General features: G+C 62.6%; 17 protein-coding genes. 10 read left to right on the forward strand and 7 right to left on the reverse strand.

The features are described 5' to 3' along the window. Window positions 1–7 precede the first annotated feature (7 nt). The gene (locus Q8N40_RS04120; protein WP_305710900.1) at window positions 8–988 is read right to left on the reverse strand and encodes a tripartite tricarboxylate transporter substrate binding protein; all 981 of its coding nucleotides are present in this window, start codon (window positions 986–988) and stop codon (window positions 8–10) included. A gap of 263 nt (window positions 989–1,251) precedes the next feature. On the opposite strand from Q8N40_RS04120, the gene Q8N40_RS04125 reads away from it, so the two are divergent. From Q8N40_RS04125 to Q8N40_RS04135, 3 genes are all read left to right on the forward strand, one after another. After that, on the forward strand, window positions 1,252–3,360 hold the full coding sequence (locus Q8N40_RS04125) for a molybdopterin oxidoreductase family protein (protein ID WP_305710901.1): 2,109 nt from the start codon (window positions 1,252–1,254) through the stop codon (window positions 3,358–3,360). A 72-nt stretch (window positions 3,361–3,432) separates the two neighbouring features. Then, on the forward strand, window positions 3,433–4,215 hold the full coding sequence (locus Q8N40_RS04130) for an enoyl-CoA hydratase/isomerase family protein (protein ID WP_305318447.1): 783 nt from the start codon (window positions 3,433–3,435) through the stop codon (window positions 4,213–4,215). 184 nt (window positions 4,216–4,399) lie between these two features. Continuing rightward, complete coding sequence (locus Q8N40_RS04135) at window positions 4,400–5,272, forward strand: Bug family tripartite tricarboxylate transporter substrate binding protein (RefSeq protein ID WP_305710902.1); 873 nt, start codon at window positions 4,400–4,402, stop codon at window positions 5,270–5,272. Between the two features lie 62 nt (window positions 5,273–5,334). Here the strand turns inward: Q8N40_RS04135 and Q8N40_RS04140 are convergent, their stop codons facing one another. The 4 genes from Q8N40_RS04140 to Q8N40_RS04155 form a co-directional block, all read right to left on the reverse strand. Then, a complete protein-coding gene (locus Q8N40_RS04140) occupies window positions 5,335–6,969 on the reverse strand; it encodes an alkaline phosphatase family protein (protein WP_305710903.1) in 1,635 nt (544 codons plus the stop codon). 59 nt (window positions 6,970–7,028) lie between these two features. Further along, a complete protein-coding gene (locus Q8N40_RS04145; RefSeq protein WP_305318450.1) occupies window positions 7,029–7,457 on the reverse strand; it encodes a heme-binding protein in 429 nt (142 codons plus the stop codon). Beyond that, window positions 7,450–10,395, reverse strand: coding sequence for an FAD-binding and (Fe-S)-binding domain-containing protein (locus Q8N40_RS04150; protein ID WP_371135609.1), 2,946 nt, complete (start codon window positions 10,393–10,395; stop codon window positions 7,450–7,452). The genes Q8N40_RS04145 and Q8N40_RS04150 overlap by 8 nt, the downstream gene beginning before the upstream one ends. 141 nt (window positions 10,396–10,536) lie before the next feature. After that, on the reverse strand, window positions 10,537–11,274 hold the full coding sequence (locus Q8N40_RS04155; protein WP_305318452.1) for a GntR family transcriptional regulator: 738 nt from the start codon (window positions 11,272–11,274) through the stop codon (window positions 10,537–10,539). A 111-nt stretch (window positions 11,275–11,385) separates the two neighbouring features. On the opposite strand from Q8N40_RS04155, the gene Q8N40_RS04160 reads away from it, so the two are divergent. The 4 genes from Q8N40_RS04160 to Q8N40_RS04175 all read left to right on the forward strand — a co-directional run bounded on the left by Q8N40_RS04160 (window position 11,386) and on the right by Q8N40_RS04175 (window position 14,935). Further along, window positions 11,386–12,594 carry an alanine--glyoxylate aminotransferase family protein gene (locus tag Q8N40_RS04160; RefSeq protein WP_305710905.1) on the forward strand — a complete coding sequence of 403 codons (1,209 nt, stop codon included), beginning with the start codon at window positions 11,386–11,388 and terminating at the stop codon, window positions 12,592–12,594. Window positions 12,595–12,625: 31 nt separating this feature from the next. Next, a complete protein-coding gene (locus Q8N40_RS04165) occupies window positions 12,626–12,775 on the forward strand; it encodes a hypothetical protein (RefSeq protein WP_305710906.1) in 150 nt (49 codons plus the stop codon). Window positions 12,776–12,881: 106 nt separating this feature from the next. Continuing rightward, window positions 12,882–14,081, forward strand: coding sequence for an alanine--glyoxylate aminotransferase family protein (locus Q8N40_RS04170; RefSeq protein WP_305710907.1), 1,200 nt, complete (start codon window positions 12,882–12,884; stop codon window positions 14,079–14,081). Between the two features lie 59 nt (window positions 14,082–14,140). Beyond that, a complete protein-coding gene (locus Q8N40_RS04175; RefSeq protein ID WP_305710908.1) occupies window positions 14,141–14,935 on the forward strand; it encodes an enoyl-CoA hydratase/isomerase family protein in 795 nt (264 codons plus the stop codon). 84 nt (window positions 14,936–15,019) lie between these two features. On the opposite strand, the gene Q8N40_RS04180 is transcribed toward Q8N40_RS04175, so the two are convergent. Further along, window positions 15,020–15,997 carry a glycosyltransferase domain-containing protein gene (locus Q8N40_RS04180; protein WP_371135610.1) on the reverse strand — a complete coding sequence of 326 codons (978 nt, stop codon included), beginning with the start codon at window positions 15,995–15,997 and terminating at the stop codon, window positions 15,020–15,022. A 562-nt stretch (window positions 15,998–16,559) separates the two neighbouring features. Between Q8N40_RS04180 and Q8N40_RS04185 the strand changes: the two genes are divergently transcribed. Continuing rightward, the gene (locus Q8N40_RS04185; RefSeq protein WP_305710909.1) at window positions 16,560–20,462 is read left to right on the forward strand and encodes a VCBS domain-containing protein; all 3,903 of its coding nucleotides are present in this window, start codon (window positions 16,560–16,562) and stop codon (window positions 20,460–20,462) included. 115 nt (window positions 20,463–20,577) lie between these two features. Here the strand turns inward: Q8N40_RS04185 and Q8N40_RS04190 are convergent, their stop codons facing one another. Next, window positions 20,578–21,771, reverse strand: coding sequence for a CaiB/BaiF CoA-transferase family protein (locus Q8N40_RS04190; protein ID WP_305710910.1), 1,194 nt, complete (start codon window positions 21,769–21,771; stop codon window positions 20,578–20,580). A 488-nt stretch (window positions 21,772–22,259) separates the two neighbouring features. Here Q8N40_RS04190 and Q8N40_RS04195 point away from each other — a divergent pair, with 488 nt between their 5' ends. Both Q8N40_RS04195 and Q8N40_RS04200 read left to right on the forward strand, forming a co-directional pair. Continuing rightward, window positions 22,260–23,009 (forward strand): hypothetical protein, encoded by a 750-nt coding sequence (locus tag Q8N40_RS04195; RefSeq protein WP_305710911.1) that lies wholly within the window; start codon window positions 22,260–22,262, stop codon window positions 23,007–23,009. 307 nt (window positions 23,010–23,316) lie between these two features. After that, complete coding sequence (locus Q8N40_RS04200; protein ID WP_305710912.1) at window positions 23,317–24,375, forward strand: acyltransferase; 1,059 nt, start codon at window positions 23,317–23,319, stop codon at window positions 24,373–24,375. The last annotated feature ends 45 nt before the right edge of the window (window positions 24,376–24,420 follow it).

A 24,420-nucleotide genomic window follows, 5' to 3' on the forward strand; every position in this document is an offset into this window, starting at 1 on the left:
GGAAACCTTATTGCGGCTTCTCGGCGAATTTCTTGACGACCTCGGCCCATTTCACGATATCGCCGCGCAGATACTTGTCGAACTCTTCGGGAGTCATCGACATCGCGACCGCGCCCTGTCCGGTCCAGAGCTTGACGATATCCGGCCGCTTCACCGCGGCGTTTACAGCGGCGTTGAGCTTGTCGATGACAGGCTTCGGCGTTCCCGCCGGCGCCATCAATCCGAGCCAGATCGTTGCCTCGTAGCCGGCGACGCCGGCCTCGGAGGCCGTCGGCGCGTTCGGCAGCACGCTCGATCGCGATTTGCCCGTGGTGGCGAGCGCGCGCACCTGGTTCGCGGCGACGTTCGGCGCCATCGCCGGAACCGCGTCGATCATCATCTGCACCTGTCCACCGATGACGCCGGTGCGTGCCTCGCCGCTGTTGCGGTAGGGGACATGCACAAGCTCGATGCCGGCCATGGCTTTGAATAGCTCGCCGGCCATGTGGTACGGCGTACCCTGGCCGGACGACGCATAGTTCAGTTTCCCCGGCTGCGCCTTGGCGAGCGCGATGAATTCGGCCAGCGTGCTGGCCGGCACCGACGGATGCACCACGATCACGAGGTCGGAATAATTGACCGGCGCGATCGGCGCCAGATCGCGCATCAGTTCATACTTGCGCGTCGGCACCAGCGACTCATTCGCCGTCTGGGTATTCGACATCATCAGCAGCGTGTAGCCGTCGGGCGGCGACTTGACGACCTCGACCGTGCCGATCACTCCGCCGGCACCGGTACGGTTCTCGACCACGAAGGGCTGGTTGAAACTTTCCTGCAGGATGCCGCCGATCTGGCGCGCCGTGACGTCGGCCGGGCCGCCGGGGCCGAAGGGAACGATGATCTTGACGGGCCGCGCCGGATAATCCTGCGCCCGACATTGCGTCGCAACAAGACCCGAAGTCGCAACAAGCGTTGCCGCCAGCGCCAACGCGAACCGTGAGACTGTCATTTCAATCCTTCCAAGCCCGGTCTTGTTCTGAATCGGCTGTCTGCCGGCCGACGCTGACTGCCAAGTCCGGGACCAAGTTTAGCCAACTGCGCTGCGACTTCCAGTGCTCAAATCAGGCTTTTGTCGCCGTAACGGTGGCGGGCCATTCACGCCCGTGGCGGGCCTATCCCGGCGCACAATGCATGGCCCGCGCGCATTTTTCGCTGGTGCGTGGCGGATAAATGCGCTCGGCGGTCCCGGCTTTTGATGCTAGCAATCGGGGCATGAACCAGCAACCAAGAATCGACATCCGGCACTCCACCTGTCCGCACGATTGCCCGTCGGCCTGCGCACTCGATGTCGAGGTGATCGACGGCACCTCGATCGGCCGGGTGCGTGGCTCCAAGCTGCAGACCTATACCGCCGGCGTCGTCTGCGCCAAGGTCGCGCGCTATGCCGAGCGCATTCATCATCCCGACCGGCTGCTCTATCCGATGCGCCGGACCGGCCCGAAGGGCTCCGGTCAGTTCGCGCGGATTTCGTGGGACGAAGCGCTGGACGAGATCGCCGTGCGGTTCGACGCGGCCGAGCGCGAATTCGGGGCTCAATCGGTCTGGCCCTATTACTACGCCGGCACCATGGGCCTCGTGATGCGCGATGGCATCAACCGCCTCGCGCATGTGAAGAAATATTCCCGCTTCTACCAGACCATCTGCGCCAATGTCGCGCGGATCGGATTCGCCATCGGCACCGGCAAGATCGCCGGGGTCGATCCGCGCGAGATGGGCGTCTCCGACCTCGTCGTGATCTGGGGCACCAATCCCGTCAACACCCAGGTCAATGTGATGACGCATGCGATGCGTGCCCGCAAGGAGCGCGGCGCAAAAATCGCGGCGATCGACATCTACAACAACGACACCATGAAGCAGGCCGACATCAAGATCATCCTGCGGCCCGGCACCGACGGCGCCTTCGCCTGCGGCGTCATGCATGTGTTGTTCCGCGAGGGATATGCGGACCGCGCCTATATGGAGCGCTATACCGATTGCCCTGGTGAACTCGAGGCGCATCTGAAAACCCGCACCCCGGAATGGGCCTCCGCCATCTGCGGTGTTCCCGTTGAAGAGATCGAGGCCTTTGCCCGTTTGGTCGGGGTGACAAAACGATCGTTCTTCCGGCTCGGCTATGGTTTTACCCGCAGTCGCAACGGGGCTACGCAGATGCATGCGGCGCTCTGCATTCCAGCCGTGACCGGCGCGTGGCAGTACGAGGGCGGCGGCGCATTCTTCAACAATTTCGCGATCTGGAAGTTCGACGAATCGATCATCGAGGGCCATGACGCCATTGATCCCACCACGCGGGCACTCGATCAGTCCAGGATCGGGCGCATCCTGACCGGCGACGCCGAGGCATTGCACAACGGGCCGCCGGTCAAGGCCATGCTGATCCAGAACACCAACCCGATGACGGTGGCGCCGGAGCAGACGCTGGTGCGGCAGGGTTTTGCGCGCGAGGATCTGTTCGTGGCGGTGCATGAGCAGTTCATGACCGAGACCGCGCAAATGGCCGATATCGTGCTGCCGGCGACGATGTTCCTGGAGCATGATGATCTCTATTACGGCGGCGGCCACCAGCATATCTCGGTCGGCGCCAAGCTGATCGAGCCGCCCGGCGAATGCCGCTCCAACCATGAGGTGCTGCAGGGCCTCGGCCGACGGCTCAACGCCGTGCATCCCGCCTTCGACATGACGTCCCGCGAGCTGATCGACGCCACGCTGAAGAAGAGCGGCCATGGCGATATCGAAACGTTGGAGGCCGATCTGTGGCGCGATATCCAGCCGGATTTCCGCACTTCGCATTACCTCGACGGCTTCGCGCATGCGGACAAAAAATTCCACTTCAAGGCGGATTGGGCGCACCCGCCATTTGGCAACGCCGGCATGGGGCCGTGGGAGCAGATGCCGTCGCTGCCGGATCACTGGACCATCATCGAGGAGGCGGACGAGGCACATCCGTTCCGGTTGGCCACCAGCCCGTCGCGCAGCTTCCTCAATACAAGTTTCAATGAAACGCCCTCGTCGGTCGCGCGCGAAGGCGCGCCTTCGGTGATGATTCACCCGTCGGATGCGGCATCGCTCGGAATCGCCGACGGCGAGGCCGTGGTGCTGGGCAATACGCGCGGCGAGACCACGCTGACCGCCAAACTGTTCGACGGCCTGCGCCGCGGAGTTCTGATCGCGGAGTCGATCCAGCCGAACAAGGCCCATGTCGGCGGTCGTGGCATCAACACCCTGACCGGCGCGGAGGCCATCGCCCCGATCGGCGGGGCGGCGTTCCACGACATCAAGGTGTGGGTCAAGAAAGCGGCGCCAGCCACTGCGCGCAAGACCTGATGCCGCTTGCGGTCCATCATTGTCCCAAGGCAAATGTTTGCGAGCATATGAGCAAAACAGGCGGATGGGACGATGACCGACAACAACAGCGTGATCCGTGAAAGGCGCGGAACTGCGTTCTGGATCACCATCAATCGGCCGGACAAGCGCAACGCCCTCAATGGCGACGTGATCGCCGGCATCGCGAAGGGCTATCGCGACGCGCATGACGACAAGGACGTGCGCGTCATCGTGCTGACCGGGGCGGGCGACAAGGCGTTCTGCGCCGGCGCCGACCTGCAGAACAGCGGGGCCGCGTTCGCGATGGATTTTGCCAGGCCCAATGTCGATTATGCCGATCTGCTGCGGCTGTCGCAGAATGCCACCAAGCCGGCGATCGCGCGGGTCGGCGGGGTCTGCATGGCCGGCGGCATGGGGCTGTTGTGCATGACCGACATGGCGGTCGCGGCCGACCACGTGATTTTCGGGTTGCCCGAGGTGAAGGTCGGCGTGTTCCCGATGCAGGTGATGGCGCTCTTGCAGGGAATCGCGCCGCGCCGCCTGATCAACGAGTGGGCGCTGACCGGCGAACCCTTCGATGCGCGCACCGCGCAGGCCGCCGGGCTCCTGAACCATGTGGTACCGGCTGCCGAGCTCGATGCCAAGATCGACTGGCTGATCGGCCGCATTGCCGACAAGTCGCCGACCGCGATCCGGCGCGGAAAATACGCCATGCGCGCCATCGCCGCGATGTCGTTCGACGAAAGCATCGCCTATACCGAAAGCCAGATCGCGCTGCTGGCGATGACCGAGGACGCCAAGGAGGGCCTCAAGGCCTTTGGCGAAAAGCGCAAGCCGTCATGGCCGGGGAAGTAGGACCAACGCCAGCTGTCGCTGTCTCAGGCTTTCAATCCTCCCGCCAGTCTGCTGTAGTGGGCGAAACTATCTGCCGGGAAGGGCAAATATGGACCGCCGAAATTTTGTGGCCGGATGCGCCACTCTCTTGTTGTCAGCCAAAGCGGGCGACTCAATCGCCCAGTCCGGGCCGCTGACAAGGATCGTGTTTCCCTTCGCGGCCGGCGGTGGCGGCGATACGCTCTGCCGGCTCGTGGCACAACATATCGCCCCGCTGCTCGATCGCAATGTCATCGTCGAGAACCGCACCGGCGGCGATGGCTTGATCGGAATCAAGGCGGTCATGAATGCCAGCCCCGACGGCGCCACCATTCTCATCACCACCGGTCCGACCATGTATCTGCTGCCGATGGTGGAGGCGGTGCCGAGCTTCAATACGGCGAAGGATTTCGTGCCGGTATCCCAGATCGCACGTTTCGAGTTCGGCATCGTTGCCAGCCCGACGATCGGGGCCAAGGACTTCAAGCAGCTGGTAGCCTGGCTCAAGACCAATTCAGACAGAGCGAGCTACGGCGTGCCGAGCAACGGCACCATTCCGCATTTCACGGGTTTGAAACTGGAAGAAGCGCTCGGCATGAAAATGACGCGAGTACCCTATCGCGGCAGCGCGCCAATCATCAACGACCTCGTCGGCGGCCATCTGCCGTTCGGCGTTACCACCATTGCCGACGCGATCCCGCAGCATCGCGCCGGCGGCGTCCGGATTCTGGTCGTGAGCAGTGTGGCGCGTTCGCCGTTCCTGCCGGAGGTGCCGACGTTGAAGGAGAACGGCATCGAACTGGTCGCCGATGCCTGGTACGGGATGTGGCTGCCGGCCGGCAGTCCGGCGGCCTTTGCGAAGCAACTGAGTGAGGCGGTTGCAACGGCGCTGGCCAAGCCGGAGGTTCGCGAAAAACTGCTGGCGATCGGTCTGATCCCGGTAGGCAGCACGCCGGAGGGTCTCACCCAGGAGTTGGCCGCCAACACCGCTTTCTGGCAGCCGATCGTCAAGGCCTCGGGCTACAAGATCACGAATTGAGCGGCTTCATCTCTTGGGTTTGAGCATGATCGTTTCGGAAAACCGGTTTCCACTTTTCCGGATCATGCTCCCGGCTGAATACCGATCTTCTTCCGGATCGCTGACAGCTCGGTTTCGTCCCAGATCCCGATCAGGACGCCGTTTCTGACCTGGAGCTGCTTCTCGGCATAGGCGGCGATCTTTTCCGTGCTGGTCGTGATGTGACCCTTTGGGTGCAGCGCCCAGTCGAACAGCGCCGACTGCAGCCGGGCCATGACATCGGCGCAGGACGAGTCTTCGCCGCGGTCGGTCAATTCCTGCGGGTCTTCGAGCAGGTCGTAAAGCATCGGGCGGAAGCCGGAGGCGTGGATATATTTCCAGCGGCCGTCGAATACCATGAACAACCGGCACTGCTCGATCGGCTGGTTCAGCTTCAGCCGGACATCCTGCATGCAGTAGTCGTATTCTGAAAATACCACCTTGCGCCAATCCGAAGGCGGCCCGCCGCGCAGCAGCGGCATAAGCGAACGCCCTTCCAGAATGTGATCCGGCGGCTTGCCGCCGAAATAGTCGATGAAGGTCGGCGCCAGATCGATTGCCTCGACCAGCGCGTCGCAGACCGTGCCCCGCGTGGCGTCGGCCCCGGCCGACGGATCGATCACGATCAGCGGGATCTTGGCAGAGGCATCGTGGAACAGGTCCTTCTCGCCCATCCAGTGATCGCCGAGATAATCGCCGTGATCCGAGGTGAACACGATCATGGTGGTGTCGAGCAGGCCGCGCGCTTCGAGAAATCCCATCAGCACGCCCATCTGGTCGTCGATCTGCTTGATCAGCCCCATATAGGTCGGAATGACTTTCTCCCGCGCCTCGTCGCGCGACATGTTGCGGGAATAGCGCATGTCCATGTAGGCGGCGAACACCGGATGCGCGGATTGCTTTTCCTGCTCCGAACGAACCGCCGGCAGCATGTCGCCGGGGCCGTACATGCTGGCATAGGGCTCGGGCGCGATGTAGGGCCAGTGCGGCTTGATGTAGGACAGGTGCATGCACCAGGGCCGTCCGTCGGCTTCAGCCTCGGTGATGAAATCCATCGCACGTCGCGTCATGTAGGGCGTCTCGGAATCCTCTTCCGCGACGCGGGCCGCCTTGTCGGCATGCACCAGCAGCCAGCCGTTCTGCAGTGAGCCGTCTTCGCCGGCGCCGGAATTTGCCCAGTGCTCCCAGGGATTGGTCGCCTCATAGCCGCGTTCCCGCAGATAGGCGTCGTATTTCGGGCGGGGCTTGCCGGTCGGATGCAGGCCGTCGTCACGCTCGTAAGGCTCGAAGCCGCATTCGGCCACATGCACGCCGATGATCGAATCCGGCGCGATCCCCAGCATCTTCAGGCCTTCGAGATCGGGCGCCATGTGGGTCTTGCCGACCAGCACGTTGCGCACGCCGATTTTCTTCAGGTGATCGCCGAGCGTCGGCTCGCCGACGCGCAGCGGCCAGCCGTTCCAGTGCGAGCCGTGCGAGCGCATGTAGCGTCCGGTATAGAACGACATCCGCGAGGGGCCGCAGATCGGCGATTGCACATAGGCGTTGGAGAATCGCACGCCGCGCTTGGCCATCGCGTCGATATTCGGCGTCTTCAGCGTCGGGTGCCCGGTGCAACCCAGATAATCATAGCGAAGCTGGTCGCACATGATCCAAAGGACGTTTTTCGGGCGTGACATGGCGTTACATTTCGGTTTGCACTTGGGCGATGGCGGCGGCAGCCGATCGGGGCAGCGCGTTAACCCGGGTTAGCCTTCAATCCGGCGGCCTCGATCCCCGCGATCGCGCAGATTTCGTCATTGTCCGATGTGTCGCCGCTGACGCCGACCGCGCCGAGCAGGACGCCGCCGTCCTGGATCAGCACGCCGCCGGGCACCGGAATCAGCCGGCCCTGCGCCATCGTGTTCACCGCGCTGACGAAATAGGCCTGTTCCTGCGCGCGCTGGAACAGCGCCCTCGATCCCATGCCCATCGCCAACGCGCCCCAGGCCTTGCCATGGGCGATCTCGCTACGCATCAGGCTGGTGCCATCCTGTGCCGCTGATATCTTGACGCAACCGCGCGCATCGAGAACGGTGACCACGAGGGGTTTCAGTTTGATCTCGACGCCCTTTGCGAGTGCGACATCGAGAATCTTGCGGGCGATATCGAGAGTGAGTTCAGCCATCAATGGGTTCCTTTGCGACGGGTGAGGAATAGGGGGTGGCGCGCGCGCTGTCGAGGCTCATCGCCAGCACGCGCGCGACGTGAAGGGCGCCACGGCCGGCGCCGTCCCTGATCTGGTGCCGGCACGAGGTGCCGTCGGCGACGACCAGCGTGGCATCGTCGGCGCGCCTGACGGCAGGCAGCAGCGACAGTTCGGCCATCTCCATCGAGGTCTGGTAGGTGTCGGCGCCGTAACCGAAGGCGCCGGCCATGCCGCAGCAACTGGAATCGATGGTTTCGACATCGAGGCCGGGGATGAGCCGGAGCACCTGCTCGACCGGCTTGAACGCGCCGAATGATTTCTGGTGGCAGTGGCCATGCAGCACGGCTTTCGCGGCAACAGGTCCGAGCGGCAGCGAAAGGCGGCCGGCCTCGGCCTCCCGCACCAGAAACTCCTCAAACAGCAACGCATGCGCGCTGACGCTCCTGGCTGTCACGTCCGATCGCAGTGACAGCAATTCGTCGCGCAGCGTCAGCAGGCAGCTCGGCTCGAGGCCCACGATCGGCACACCGCGGGCGGCGAACGGGGCGTAGGTCGCAACCAGGCGGTCCAGTTCGGCCCGCGCGTGGTCGACCAACCCGGCCGAGAGAAAGGTCCGTCCGCAGCACAATGGCCGGCCTCGATCCGCGGGCTTCGGAAGATGGACGCGGTATCCGGCCTCGACCAGCACGCGCAGCGCGGCGTCGAGATTCTCGCGCTCATAGGCGCGATTGAACGTGTCGGCGAACAGCACGACTTCGCGGCCATCGGCCGGGCCGGTCGCCTCGACATCCGACTTGAAAACATCGCGCCGCCATTCCGGCAGAGCGCGCTGCGCGCTGATTCCTGCGAATTTCTCGAACCATTTTCGCAACAGCGGGCTGTGGTTGCGAAGATTGGCGAGCGGGGCGAGATGCGATGCCAGAGCGGCGTAGCGCGGCAGATACCCCACCAGCCGGTCGCGCAACGAAAGCCCGTGTTGGGCTGCCCGCGCCGCCAGCACCTCGATCTTCATCTTGGCCATGTCGACGCCAACAGGGCATTCGTGGCGGCAGGCCTTGCAGGACACGCAAAGTTTCAGCGTGTCCATCATCTCGTCGGAAGCCAGCGCATCCGGGCCCAACTGGCCGGAGATCGCCAGCCGCAAGGTATTGGCGCGGCCCCGCGTAACATCCTTCTCGTTGCGGGTGGCGCGATAGGACGGACACATCACGCCGCCTTCGAGCTTGCGGCAGGCACCGTTGTTGTTGCACATCTCGACCGCGCCCTGAAAACCACCGCCGGCGCCGGGATACGCGGACCAGTCCAGCGCGGTCTTCAGCTCCGTGACGCGGTAATTCGGCGGATAACGAAACAGCGACCGGTCGTCCATTTTCGGCGCGTCGACGATCTTGCCAGGATTGAGCACATGGCCAGGATCGAAGCGCTGCTTGATCTCGCGGAAATCTTCGATGATGCGCGGGCCGAACATCGGCTCGTGAAATTCCGAGCGCACCAGGCCGTCGCCGTGCTCGCCGGAATGCGAGCCCTTGTATTCCCGGACCATCGCGAAGGTTTCCTCGGCGATGGCGCGCATCGCCTTGACGTCCTTTTCCAGTTTCAGGTTCAGCACCGGGCGTACATGCAGGCAGCCCTCGGAGGCGTGCGCATACATGGTGCCGCGGGTGCCGTGCCGGGCAAAAATCTCGTTGAGCCGCGCGGTATAGTCGGCGAGATGCGGCAGCGGCACGGCGCAATCCTCGACGAAGGAGACCGGCTTGCCTTCCTGCTTCATCGACATCATGACGTTGAGGCCGGCGGCGCGAAACTCGGCGATGCCGGTTTGCAACGCGGGCTCCATAATTTCGACCACGCCGCCCCATTTGCGTTGCGGTCGGTCCCAGCCAAAACCGAGATCGGCCATCAGCTCGCCGAGCTTTTTCAACCGATGAATGTTTTCGGCCTGATCCTCTTCGGCAAATTCGACGATCAGCACGGCATCGGGATCGCCGCGCACGGCGGTGCCGATGATCGGCTGGAACATCGCGATCTCGCGCCCCAGCGCCAGCATGGTGCGATCGACCAGTTCGACCGCGATCGGGCGCAGCTTCACCAGATGCTGGGCGGCATCCATCGCCTCGTAGAAACTGCCGAAGTGGCAGACGCCCAATACCTTGTTGCGGATCACCGGCCACAGCTTCAGTTCGACCTTTGTGGTGAAAGCCAGCGTGCCTTCGGAGCCGACCAGCAGATGCGCCAGATTGTTGGGCGCATTGCGCGGCACCAGCGCATCGAGATTGTAGCCGCCGACCCGGCGCTGCACTTTCGGGAATCTCTCGGCGACTTCGGCGGCCTCGCGGGCGCCGAGGTCCAGCATGTCGCGGAACAGGGCGACGCTGTCGTCGCCGGAATTCACCTCGCCGAAATGCAGCAGGTTGCCGTCGGCCAAAGCGGCGTCCATCGACAGCGTGTTGTCGCGCATGGTGCCGTAGCGCAGCGAGCGTCCGCCGCAGGAATTGTTGCCGGCCATGCCGCCGATGGTGGCGCGCGAGGCGGTGGAGACATCGACCGGAAACCACAGCCCGTGCTTTCGAAGTTGCCGGTTGAGATCGTCGAGCACGATGCCGGGCTCGACCACGCAAGAGCGGTTCTCGAGGTCGAGCGAGACGATGCGGTTGAGGTGTTTGGAGAAGTCGATGACGAGGCCGTGATTGACGGTCTGGCCGCATTGCGAGGTGCCGCCGCCGCGCGGCGTGACGATCCGCCCATCGTCCCGGATGATCGCGAGCGCCCGCAGCGCCTCGTCCATGGTCCGGGGGATCACCACCCCCGCGGGCATCATCTGGTAGAACGAGGCGTCGGTGGCATAACGGCCGCGGTTGAACGGGTCGAAGAACACGTCGCCGGTCACCGCGCGCGCCAGCCGGTCTTCAAGCCTCATTGAACCCTTGTTGGACATTCCGCTCCTGCTGGGCGCTACCGGCGCACATTCCCACCAAGATTGGGCAGGAAATGCAATTTAATTTTATGCTCTTGTATTTTGAATTCAAATTCTGCTTCGAACCGCAGGGGAGATGAGGTGTCAAGCTGGCTCCGCCCCGGCCATGCCGTCCGCCTTCAGATGTTCGACGGCGGCGGTCCGCTTATTGCGCAAATGCCTGAACAGGATGTCGCTGAGTTCGCTGCCGGCGCGGCGACGCAGCGCATCCAGTATGGTTTCGTGTTCGCGCATCGCTTCGCCCCAGCGCTCCCGCTTGCGGGCGAAATTGGCGGAGTAGCGTACCCGGCGAATCCGGCCGGCAAAGTTGGCGTAAGTGGCCAGCAGCACCGTGTTGCGAGAGGCTTCGACGATCTTCTGGTGGATCAACTGGTTGACGCGGAAATAGCCGTGCATGTCGCGGTGCAAATAGAAGCCGTACATCTCATAATGCAGCCGCTCGATTTCGGCGATTTCGGCGTCGGTAATGTTTTCGCAGGCGAGGCGCCCGGCGAGACCTTCGAGTCCGCCCATGACGTCGAACAGTTCGCCGAGGTCGTGCTCGCTCAATTGCCGCACGCGGGCGCCCCGGTTGGGCAATAGCTCGACCAGTCCCTCGGAAGCCAATACCTTCAGGGCTTCACGCAATGGCGTCCGCGAGATGCCCAGCATCTCGCAAAGCTGGCGTTCCGGCACGCGGCCACCATCCGGAATGTTGCCTTCGACGATGTGGTCTCGTAGCCGCGTCAGGATCTCGTCATGCAGAGACAGGTCTTCCCGGTCCGGATCGGTGCCGGCGCCAAGGACTTTCGAGGTGGCGTCGCTGGGAATCAGGGGTTTCATAAGCTGAACATAGGACCTGGCGGGGCTCCCGTCGATTAAGAATTGTAAACAATATTTCGATTGCTGTCAGGTAAATTGAATGCAATATAATTAAGAGCAGACGAGGAAGCCATGACTCAGCACCAGGGACGCCATTTCCTGCAAATTCCTGGCCCGAGCCCGGTGCCGGACCGGGTGCTTCGCGCCATGGACATGCCGGTGATCGATCATCGCAGCGCCCAGTTCGCCGAGCTGAGCAAGGCGGTCTTCGAAGGCTGCCGGCAGATCTTCAAGACCACCGGCCCGGTCCTGATTTTTCCGTCGTCCGGCACCGGCGCCTGGGAGGCGGCGATCGTCAATACACTCTCGCCCGGCGACAGGGTCCTGATGGTCGAGACCGGCCATTTCGCGACGCTGTGGCGGCAAATGGCGGCGCGCTGGGGCATCGAGGTTGATTTCATGCCCGGCGACTGGCGCCACGGCGCCGATCCCGTTGCGATCGAGGCCGCGCTGGCGCAGGATTCAGCCCATGCCATCAAGGCGGTAATGGTGGTGCACAACGAAACCTCCACTGGCGTGACCAGCCGCGTCGGCGATATCCGCGCCGCGATGGACAAGGTCGGCCATCCCGCCTTGCTGCTTGTCGATACCATCTCCTCGCTTGGTTCGATCGACTACCGGCACGACGAGTGGAAGGTCGACGTCACCGTCAGTTGTTCGCAGAAAGGCTTCATGCTGCCGCCGGGGCTCGGCTTCAACGCGATCTCGGAGAAAGCCCGCGCCGCGGCCAAAACCAACAAGATGCCGCGGTCCTACTGGGACTGGGAAGAGATGCTGAAGCCCAACGCCGCTGGCTTTTTCCCCTACACGCCGGCCACCAGCCTGCTCTACGGCCTGCGCGAAGCCATCGCGATGCTGCTGGAGGAGGGACTGGATGCGGTGTTCGCCCGGCATAAGCGCCTTGCGGCTGCCACCCGCACCGCCGTCGCACATTGGGGCCTCGAGGTGGTTTGTCTTGAACCTGCCGAATATTCGCCGGTTCTGACGGCCGTGATGATGCCGCCGGGGCACGACGCCGACCAGTTCCGCAAAACCGTGCTCGACAATTACAACATGTCGCTCGGTTCCGGGCTGTCGAAGCTCGCCGGCAAGGTGTTTCGCATTGGCCATCTCGGTGAGTGCAACGAACTCACATTGATGGGAGCCCTGTCAGGCGTTGAGATGGGTCTCTCCACTTCGGGTGTGCCGCATCGGGCCGGCGGTGTCGAAGCTGCGATGAAATATCTCGAAGGGCGAACAGAAGCAAATGCTCCCACGCATCTCAAGGTGATCGGAAATTAACTGCGGATGGCGAGCGAAAGCTCGCCGGGCGATGCAAAAAATCAAAGCGCCTGGTGTCAACGTCAGGCCCAACGGGCTGGTCGGCTTCATCACCACCCTGGCCATTGTGCTGTTGTTCTGGCCGATACTGGACCGCGCCTGGAGCAGCGTCGGACGGCTGTGGCGTCCGGCGCGGGCCTAGTCTGCCGTGTTATGCATTGACGGGGCGTCCCGGGCGGGGGACAAGCCCGCCGAATAGTGATATTCGAGCGGCTCGCGAAGCGGAATACCCCCGGGAAGGACGCCATATGACCCTCCACACTGGTAGGCATTTTCTCCAGATTCCAGGCCCGACCAACGTGCCCGACCGGGTATTGCGGGCGATGGACATGCCCACCCTGGATCATCGCGGCCCCGAATTCGCCGAGCTGGGTCATGCCGTGCTGGCGGGCTGCCAGCGCGTGTTCCGAACCAAGCAGCCGGTCATCATTTATCCGGCGTCGGGAACGGGCGCCTGGGAAGCGGCGATCGTCAATACGCTGTCGCCGGGCGACAAGGTGTTGATGGCGGAGACCGGCCAGTTCGCGGTGCTGTGGCTCGGCATCGCCGAGAAGTTCAAGCTCGACGTCGAATTCCTGCCCACCGACTGGCGCCGCGGCGCCGACGTCGAGCAGATCGAAGCCAGGCTCGCCGCCGACCGCGACCACAGGATCAAGGCCGTGTGCGTGGTGCACAACGAGACCTCGACCGGCTGCGTCACCCATCCGCTGGAGGTTCGCAAGGCGCTCAATCGCACCAACCATCCGGCGCTGCTGATGGTCGACACCATCTCGGGCCTCGCCTCGCTGGAATACGAACACGATGCCTGGGGCATCGACATCTCCGTTGCCGGCTCGCAGAAGGGCATGATGCTGCCGCCGGGCCTCAGTTTCAACGCGGTCTCGGAAAAGGCGCTGGCGGCCTCGAAGGCCAACAGTTCGCTGCGATCCTACTGGGACTGGCATGACCATATCGCGATCAACAAGGTCGGCACCTTCCCCTATACGCCCGCCATCAACCTTCTGTTCGCGCTGAAGGAAGCGATTGCGATGCTGGAGGAGGAGGGGCTCGACAAGGTGTGGGCCCGCCACCTGCGTCACGGTGCGGCGACCCGCGCCGCCGCCAAGGCATGGGGGCTGGATCTGGTCTGCCTCGACCCCCACTGCTATTCGCCGGCGCTGACCGCGGTCATGGTTCCGGACGGGCACGACGCCGACGCCTTCCGCAAGGTGGTGCTGGAAAACTTCGACATGTCGCTCGGCACCGGTCTCGGCAAGCTCAAGGGCAAGGCATTCAGGATCGGCCATATCGGACATTTCAACGACCTGATGCTGATGGGCACGCTGGCAGGCGTCGAGATGGGACTCGACCTCGCCAAGGTGCCGCATCGTAGCGGCGGCGTGCTCGCCGCGATGGACGTCCTGAAGGGGCGCGACGTGGTGCCGATGCAAAAGGCGGCGGTGGCCTGAGCCCCGCGATCGTCGCTTGCGCTCCTCGCAATGACGTCAACAACAGAAAAGAGCGTGCGATGAACGCCCCGGCAGCCAGCGAAGACCTGATCTATACGATCGACAACGGCATTGCCCACCTCACCTTCAACCGCCCGCAGGCGCGCAATGCGCTGACCTTTGCGATGTACGAGCAGATGGCGGCGATCTGCGAAAGCGTGAACGCCGATCGCTCGATCAAGGCGATGATCCTCACCGGGTCGGGCGACAAGGCGTTCGCGTCCGGCACCGACATTTCGCAGTTCCGTGCCTTCAAGACCGCGGAGGATGCGCTCGACTATGAGGAGCGGATCGATCGCGTGCTGGGCGCACTGGAAAAGGTGAGGGTGCCGACCATCGCGGCGATCGCCGGCGCCTGTACCGGCGGCGGGGCGGGAATCGCCGCCTGCTGCGACATTCGCATCGGTACGGCGACGGCGCGGATCGGCTTTCCGATCGCGCGCACGCTTGGCAATTGCCTGTCGATGTCCAATATCAGCCGGGTCGTCGCCCTGGTCGGGCCGGCGCGGACCAAGGACCTGATCTTTACGGCGCGGCTGATCGAGGCGCCCGAGGCGCTGGCGCTCGGTCTGCTCAACGAAGTGGTGCCTGACGTTGCGACGCTGCAGCGCCGCGCCGCTGAAACCGCCAGGCTGATTGCCGGCCACGCGCCGATCACGATGGAAACCGCCAAGGAAGCGGTGCTCCGCCTCCGCCGCACCCTGTCGCGCGAGGAGGGCCGGGACCTGATCCTGCGCGCCTATATGAGCGAGGATTTCCGCGAGGGCATGGATGCCTTCCTCAACAAGCGCACGCCGAACTGGAAAGGCAAGTGATCCTGGCTCCCGATTTCGGGGGCCTTTCGTTTGCGCCACTCCGCGCCACAGAACCGGCATTCAGGCGGATCGACCCCTTCCGTTTCATCGCTGCGCGGTCCCGCCTTTTCGCATGAGCGGGCTTGACCTGATGCGCTGCATGACCCGGCGCGGCAAAACAGTTAGGTCGAGGATATCCCAGGGCCGGTATCTCCGATTTTCGGTTTGCCCCCACAACAGAAAATGCTTTCGAAGGTCTCCCACACCGATATCAGCAAGATCGGGATTCAATTTCAGATAAACCGCCTCATCGAAATCTCGAGGCAGGCGTCGGCCGTCCCGTAAAACCGGCCAATCCAGAAGTTCGTACATTTCAAACCTGATTGGCATGTATTCTATTTCGAAACCCTCTAACCAGCAGACCGGCAGCAACGAAAGCTGATCCCGTTTTGAATGCACCGAAATCTGCTCCCACCATGTGTTCATGGGTCGCAGCAAGGCTGGATGGTGGTGGCGTCGAAGCAGGAAAGTACCTTTGGCGAGCCCGTTCCTGGCCGGATATTTCAGATGTTTGTAGAGCGCCATCTGCTCGTCGACCCGTTCAGCCGTGTCCAATCGCAAACTGACAACTGTCTTTGCTTCTTCATAGACGCAATCGCGTTCGAAATGTCTGAAGCACACCATCGGAGAACTGGCCGGCGCCAGGTATTCATCGAATATTCTGTTTGGCGCAGCCTTCAAGCGTACGGTGTTGTCGATGTACAGGCTCCAGTCGTACTCCTGCAGGTAAATGTGCGGGAGTGCCTTTATCCTCTTCGCCGCGCGCGCGGGGTCGAGGAGTTGCCGCGGCAGGAGTCGAATCTCCCAGAAATCCGAGCGCAGTTCGGGATCGTCCGTAAAGCAGACAAAATCGACCCCGTTCCTTTCATACCGAAAGTCGTTGAATAGCTCAGAGTGACCGAACAGGCAGGTATAGACGACACGTCTCAGAAAACTCTCCCATGGTGGTCCACGCTCGAACGCTTGCGCAGATATCCTGTCCCAGACTTCAACGACCAGCAGGGCAGGATCCTTTCCCCAAATCTGATCCTAGTGGAATTGCCTGCACCCGCAAGGATAGACCCACAAGGCTTGGACGGCCTGCGCATGGGCTCTTCCTCAGTCCGCGGACAACTGCGAGGCTCCAAATTCCGTTGCAATGCCGGTGCCCGGGTCCCGATCCATGTCAGGCCATGCACGCCAGTTTGCGCGCATGTGCCCCTGGCAAGGCTAGGCTCCGCAGCGAAACCTTGCTGCAATGTCGAACGCCGAACGGACTTGTTGACGTCGTGACAGCCTCGGGAATATGATCGGCGGGGTTGCAGGTGATTTATCTCAACCGGGGATCAGGTGAGTCGTGGGGACAGCCATCGATCTCGCTGGTGATTTGAAGCTTGCTGCCGAAGTTATTACGGATGTCATCATAACGATTCAAGATACCGAACCCCATTAACGCGACGACCCACGGCACGCATCTCACTGCCCTTCAAGCTACCCATTTAACTTGAGCCGAGCAGCAGTCCACTGACGTGGCGAGCTCGATATTTTCTTGCGCCGGGCGCTTTCGCGCGCCGGTCGCCGTTTGGCACAAACGCAGGGGCTTCTCATGACCAATCAGGCGCCGACTTTCACCTCGTCAAACGCAACCGGCAGCTTCAGCGAGTTTGCCGACACCACGGATTCGATGGTGCTGCATCAGCTGACCGGCACGATGAATTTCAAGGACAACAATCACGGCGACAGTCACACCACCGCGGCGACGCTGAAATCCGCCGTCGTGTCGGGAGGAACGGTCATTCCCGCGTCGGCGCTGGCGAGTTTCAATACCGCGATGTCGTCCCAGATCCTGACCGACAGCAACGGCTCCGGCATGCTGCGGTGGTCGTTCAGCGACGCCGATGACGATTTCGATTTCCTCGCCAGGAACCAGACCCTGACATTGACCTATGAGATCAGGGTTTATGACGATCACGGCGGCAGCGCCCTGCGAACCGTCAAGATCACCATCACCGGCACCGACGACCGGCCGGTGATCAGCATGCCGGCAACAGGTACCGTGACCGAGCAGGCCGGCCAGACGCTGTCATTCTCGCCGGATGTCGCCCACATCGCCCTCAGCTTCGTCGACCAGGATCTCGCCAATACCGGCCACACCGCCACGGTCACAGGCGTGTCGGCGTCCGGCAATACCGACGGTATTCTGCCCGGTTTTCTCGGCACCATCGAACTGATGTCGTTCTTCCATATCAACAATGTCGTTAAACCGGCCGGCTCCAGCAGCGGCACCATCAACACCACTTTCTCCGCGCCCGACCTCGCCTTCGACTATCTGGCTGAAGGCGAGCAGGTCGACATCACCTACACGGTGCGGCTCAACGACAATGCCGGCGGCATCACCACGCAGACTGTCGTGGTAACCGTGATCGGCACCAACGACGCGCCGGTGTTTCTGTGCGGACCGGACTCCGAAAATCTCGAGGAGGGCCAGGACCTTTCGCCGGCGGGCGAACTTAACGCCGCTGGCGATCTGGATTTCGCCGACATCGATCTGTCCGATGGCCACACGGTCTCGACCACGGTTACGGCGGAGCGTTCGGGCGGCGGCGCGATTCCGCTTTCCAATGCCGCGCTGCTGGCGGCGTTCCAGACGTCGTTGGGACCGGATTCCACCGGGCACCTGTTCGGCGAGGTCGACTGGAGCTTTGCCCTGCAGAACAGCGCGGCGAGCTTTCTTTCTTCCGGCGAGACGCTGACGCTGACCTATCACGTCACCGTCACCGATTCAGCGGGCGGATCGGACGTGCAGGACGTCACGATCACGATCCTCGGCACCAACCATGATCCCGTCATCGGCAGCGGGCCGCAATCGGCCGCGGTGACCGAATTCGCCGACACCACGGGCTCGTCGGTGCTCAACACCACGTCCGTCGTGCCGGCCGGCACGCTCGACTTCATCGATCAGGACACCGGCGACACCCACACCGTCGCGGTGGCGCTCGACTCCGCGACCTGGTCCGCGGGCGGCAGCGTGCCGGGAGCGACCCAGGCGGATCTTGCGGCCGCGGTAACGACCACGCTGCATGATTCCACCGGTACCGGCATCGGCAGCGTGGACTGGGACTTCGCCATTGCCGACCACGATCTCGATTTCCTGGCGGATGGCGAAACCCTGATGATCGACTACACCGTCACGATCAGCGACGGTGCGGGCAGTGTCGGGCAAACGGTTTCGGTCGTGGTCACCGGGACCAACGACGCCGTGGTGATGACCAGCGGGCCGGATTCGGGCGCGATCGAGGAGCAGGCCAACACGACGGGTTCGTCGACACTGGACACCGCCAGCGGAACGCTGGCTTTCGCCGATGTCGATCTCAGCGACAGCCACTCGGTCAGCGTGGCGTTGACCTCGGCAATCTGGTCCGTCGATCCGGACTTCGTGCCTTCCGGTACCCTGAGCGAGCTGCAAACCGCGCTGGCAGCCGCGTTGAATGACTCCACGGGCATGGGGGCCGGGAGCCTCGACTGGACCTTCAGCATCCAGGACAGCAATCTCGACTTCCTCTCCGCCGGGCAGACGCTGACGGCGACCTATGACGTCACCGTGTTCGACGGCACCACCAGTTCGACCCAGACCGTGACGGTCACCATGACCGGCTCGGTGGACGACGCGATCATCGTCAACCCGCTGATCGCGAGCCTCGCCGATACCTCGGCGACCGACGACGGCCAGGTGGTCGCCGTCGGCAACCTGATTACAGATGCCGGCGATTCCGCCGGCGACCTCGGCAACACGCTAAGCGTGACGGAAGTGAACGGTCAGCCCGTCGCCGGCCTCCTGGAGATCGCCGGCGCCTACGGTACGCTGACGGTTTTCGACGATGGAAGTTATTTCTATACGGCCAATGCCGGGCTCGATGCTGTCCTGCTCGGACAAAATCCCGTCGAGGTGTTCGACTTCACGGTCAGCGACACCTTGGGCAACAGCACGCCCACCACCCTGACGCTCAATGTCATGGGCGCCAACGAGGCGCCGCAAATAACTGCGGCGGCGGCGTTCGGATCGATCACCGAGGATGCCGGTCCGACGGTATTGGCCAATGGCGACTTCGAGACCGGTGATCTCTCGGGATGGTCGGGCTTCGCGACAGCCGAGTTCACGGCGATCGGAGGAGCCTTCGGCAACTACTCGGCCAGGTTGGGTTCGCTGTCGCAGGACGTCGCCACCACGCCCGGACAGCATTATACGCTGAGCTTCACCGTGGCCGGCGACGTCGAGGCCAGCAGCAGCACCTTTACCGTGCTCTGGGATGGCGTGCCGGTACTGGCGCTCACCAACTTTACCGGCGGCTTTACGCACTACTCTTTCGACGTGATCGGGGATTCGCTGGATCCAACCACGCAGCTGGAATTTTCAGCGAGCACCGACGGGGTCGGATTCCTGCTGGACCAGGTCGCGGTCGCGGCGGTCTCGGGTGCGGCGAGCGAAACGACGTCGGGGTCGGTTGCTTTTTCCGACGTCGAGGCCGGCGATACCCACACGGCAAGCTTCGTGGCGCATGATGTCGGCTACGTCGGTACGCTGTCGCTCGATCCGGTCAGCGAGGCGGCGGGCCTCGGATCGGTGGCCTGGCATTTCACGGTCGATAATGCCGACATCCAGTTCCTGTCGGCTGGCCAGCAGCTGGTCCAGACCTACACCGTGTTCGTCACGGACGATCAAGGCGGCACGGCCGGGCAGGACATCACAGTGACCATCAACGGCGCCAACGATGCGCCAACGGCGGTCGGCGAAACCATCGTCACCAATGTCGGCCCGGACGGGCTCGTCGGCGTCCATGCATGGATGCTCGGCGCGAACGACATCGATCCGGACACCTTCGATTTTGTGTTCGCCAACAACGTCGTTTACAGTTCGGGCGGCGACGCGGGGACCTTCGGTAGCGGTGTTCTGTTCCTCGACGACTCGACGCTGGGCGGTTCGTTCAACTACACTTCGTCCGACGGCATCGCCACCAGCGCCAATGAAGCCACCGCGACCGTGATCAACAATGCAACCTCGGTCACCGCGCTCAACGGGACCAGTGGCGACGACATCATCATCGCCACCAACGGCACTGAAACGCTCGATGGCGGCGCCGGCAATGACATCCTGGTCGGCAATTCCGGCAGCCATGTCATGACCGGGGGAACTGGCAATGACGGTTTCGCCTTCGTGCAGACGTCGGACGGTCCGGGCACCATCACCGACTTCAACAACCTCACGGAAACCGATTACATCGCTATCTCCGCCGACGGTTTCGGGGGCGGGCTGACCGCGGGCATGGATGTGAGCGGCCTGTTCGAGACATCCGGCGACGACCAGTTCTCGGGGGCCGGTCCCGTGTTCCATTTCGATACCTCGAACCAGACGCTTTATTTCAGCGCCGATGGCACCCAGGCGTCGGTCATCACGGTGGCGACGCTCCAGGCCGGCGTGACCCTCAATGCGAACGATTTGCTGATCGTCTGATCGGATTGTACCGTTTGATTGGCTGGCGGCGCGGGCTGTTGAAGAGGCCCGCGCCGTCGGTGCGAACGGGCGGTATCTCACCGGCAGCGGCAGGCCGCCGCTGCATGTGGTTCGACTACACCACCCTGGCTTGGCGCAATGCCGCGATTTCTGCCGCGGCAAAGCCGAATTCGGCCAGCACCTCATCGGTCTGCTCGCCGAATTCCGGCGGCCGGGCCGCCATGCTGCTCGGGGTGCGTGACAGCGTGACCGGCTGGCCGACCAGCCGGATCTGGCGGTTCTCGGCATTGGGCACGTCCTGGGCGATGCCGAGATGCTTGACCTGCTCGTCCTCGAACATCTGGTCGATCGAGTAGATCGGGCCGCAGGGCACGCCGGCGGCGTTCAGCTCGCTGACCCAGCTGTCGGTCGATTTCTGCATCGTGAGTTTTCCGATCAGCGCGTTCAACGCGTCGCGGTTGTCCGAGCGCGCCGGCGCGGTGGCATAGTCGGGATTGCCGAGAAGCTCGGGCGCACCGATCGCCTGCGTGAAACGCTCCCAGATCCGTCCGCCCGTGGTGGCGATATTGATGTAGCCGTCGGAAGTCTTGAACACGCCGGTCGGAATGCTGGTCGGATGATTGTTGCCGGCCTGTTTGGCGACTTCCTTTTCCATCAGCCAGCGCGCCGCCTGGAAGTCCAGCATGAAGATCTGCGCCTGCAGCAGCGAGGTCTGGACCCACTGGCCCTCGCCGGACACCTCGCGCTCCAGCAACGCGGTCAGGATGCCGGTGGCGCAGAACAGCCCGGCGGTGAGGTCCGCCACGGGAATGCCGACCCGCATCGGGCCTTCGCCCGGCGCGCCGGTGATCGACATCAGCCCGCCCATGCCTTGCGCGATCTGATCGAAGCCGGGACGCTTGTGGTAGGGGCCATCCTGGCCGAAGCCGGAGATGCTGCCATAGACCAGGCGCGGATTGATCTGGCGCAGGCTTTCGTAGTCGATGCCGAGTTTTGCCTTCACATCGGGGCGGAAGTTCTCGACGATCACGTCGGCCTTTGCCGCCAGCCGCTTGAACACCTCGAGCCCTCTGGCGTCCTTCAGGTTCAGCGTCATGGCCCGCTTGTTACGGTGCAGGTTCTGGAAGTCGGATCCAGCGCGGGGGCCGCCCGGCTGTTCGCCGGCAGCATCCTCCAGCAGCGCATCGACCTTGATGACATTGGCGCCCCAGTCCGCCAGCTGCCGGACGCAGGTCGGCCCGGAGCGAACCCGGGTAAGATCCAGCACGGTGAAGCGGGACAGGGCCTGCGAGGCGCGGGGGAAAGCCATTCAGGTACTCCGGGAGTGAATTGCGGTGGCAGGAGGGGCACAATCGCCGAAAGCAGAGGGTTTGTGCAAGCGTGACCAGGCGTCACCCCGAAGCCTTTGACCGAATTCGTGATCCTGCTGTCAACAAGAGCCCGGATAGCGGTGGCCGGGCGGGTTCACGCCGCGCCGCGACATTCAACCTCAAGAAAACAACCCCAGGAAAGCTGCCCGAGAAAATTAGCAATCAGGTTGAACCTCGGGGCGATCCGGCGCACCAACACAATGGGGTTCCCTTGTGCGTAATTTGCCGCAATCGCTGCATTTCTTGGATGTTCGAGGGGAAGCCGTCGTAACCGCGTAAGAAAAGGGCTATAATCTAGGCGGAGTGGCAGGCTGGACTTTTCAGGACAAATATTTGACTCCATATCGCCTCGCTGGCCGTCGCCCGGATTTCGTGACGTCGTTATTTTCATAGCTGAGAGAATCTCAGCGAACTCAAGGAGGTAGAGATGCGTCGTATTGTTCTGCTCGGTATAGCCATGGGATTCCTCGCTCCGCTTCTCGCATCGGCACCGGCCTCGGCCCAGGCGACCCGAACCTGGGTCTCGGGCGTCGGCGACGACGCCAATCCGTGCAGCCGCACCGCCCCGTGCAAGACCTTCGCGGGCGCGATCTCGAAAACCGCGACGGCCGGTGAGATCAACACGCTGGATCCCGGCGGCTTCGGCGCTGTCACCATCACCAAGGCGATCAGCATCATCTCGATTCACAACGCAGGTGTGCTGGTATCGGGCACCAACGGCATCATCGTCAACCCGCCGGCGAACGCCGAGGTAAACCTCGAAGGTCTCGATCTTGAGGGGCTTGGAACAGGCATCAACGGTATCAGGATCATCAGCGCTGCCAAGGTCTTCATCAATAAGTGCGCGATCCGCAATTTCACCACCGCCGGTGTTGACGTTGCGGGCCCAGCGGGTGCCCGGGCCATCATCCAGGATTCGGTCATCACGAGCAACGCGACTGGCGTCAACGTGGTAGGCTCTGCCGGCGCGTCCAATACCGCAACCGTTATCAGGACCACAATCGACAACAACACGGTGGCCTCGGTCAATGTGACTGCGCCCAGCTCAGTGTTCCTGAACGGCTCGACGCTGATCGGAACCGCGGCCAGCGTCGCGGGCACCGGAACGTTCAACTCATTCGTCAACAATGCGATTGTTGGTACCACGATCGCCGTCACCAACATTCCTCTCAAGTAGATCAGAGTTCTGCCGCGGCAAGGAAGCCGCGACCTGGCCGGCAGTCGATTCCCGCAACAGTCCTCCGAACGGAGGCTGTTGCGGGTTGCGTTTGCCTGTCGGTCCAAACCGTCTGATAATCCGAAGCTGTATGAGGGTAGCTGAGTAAGAGAGCGAAAAGCTATTCATTTGAGCTGATATTCTTTCTAGAATCGGTGCTGCGGGCTGGAGCGAAATGCGTGGATCATCTAGGGTTATCGCCTCGGAGTTATCGAGTTTTCTCGATCCCGGATTTTAGGAACTCTCCAAGCGAGCCAAGCGTAGAGTGATGGCATCTCCCACGCCGACACGATCATCGAGCGAACCCACTGATTACCTGGACGGACTTCGAGGATTGGCCGCTCTGATTGTCCTATTTGGACATTGCAGCAATGTGGGTATGGACGTGATACCGGCACTGAATTTTGGCGCTACCGCCAAGATTGGCGTCTGGTTGTTCTTCGTCCTCAGCGCGTATCTGCTGGCTGGTAGGCTCGTGGGCGAGCTGGAAGACAGTACGGTCCGTGGGCGGGTGATCCTGGCTTATGCGGTGAGACGCGTGCTCCGGATTATGCCGGCATATTTTGTATTCCTGTTCGGGGCGACCGCTCTGGGCTATTTCCGCATGGACGAGGCGCTACGGCATGCTTTTTTGATGGAAGGCCGCGACCATCTCTGGACGATTCCCGTCGAAATGGCTTTTTATGCTCTCCTTCCAATCATTGCGTTGATCTTGTCGAGATGTAGCCCACGCCAACGGCCGTGGCTTACCGTTGTAGTCGTGATTGCAGCATCGTCTGCCTATGCCGTATTGGCCTCGCAGGCAATCCAGGCCAACTCGATGCAATTTCCGGCCTACGCGTTGTTCTTCGCTTTCGGCATTTTGGTCGCGCAGTCCCGAATGGGCCTCAGCAACAACGCAGCCCTCGGTATCGCCTTGGCCTCAATGGCTGCCATTGTCTTGCTGGCGCCAAGATCAATGGAATCATTCGTGAATATTTCAGTTCAGGAAGCGCTTGGCTGGTCGTGGGCAATCGGACTTGGCTGGGCTGCGATTCTGTACGCGCTTACGAGGTCCAGTCCGCTTCAATACCTGTTCAGGAACAGCGCTCTTCGCTTCTACGGGCGAATTAGCTTCAGCCTCTATTTGACGCATTTTTATCTCATAAACGCAGTCGCGGCAAACATGATGCTGCCGGGCATTGTGAAAGGCGCCGTAACCCTCGTTTTGGCAACAGTCGTCGCAACCGGAATGTATCTCGCCGTCGAAGTGCCCGGACTCAGGCTCGGTGGCCGGCTGGCGCGTGCTATCATGCGAAGTGGCAGTGCGATCGCGCCCCGAACGTAGCATAGCCGCCCGGAAGCGACAGCTTGCCAACGTTTGCAGCCCAGC

The organism is Bradyrhizobium sp. (assembly GCF_030693485.1).
Lineage (GTDB): Bacteria > Pseudomonadota > Alphaproteobacteria > Rhizobiales > Xanthobacteraceae > Bradyrhizobium.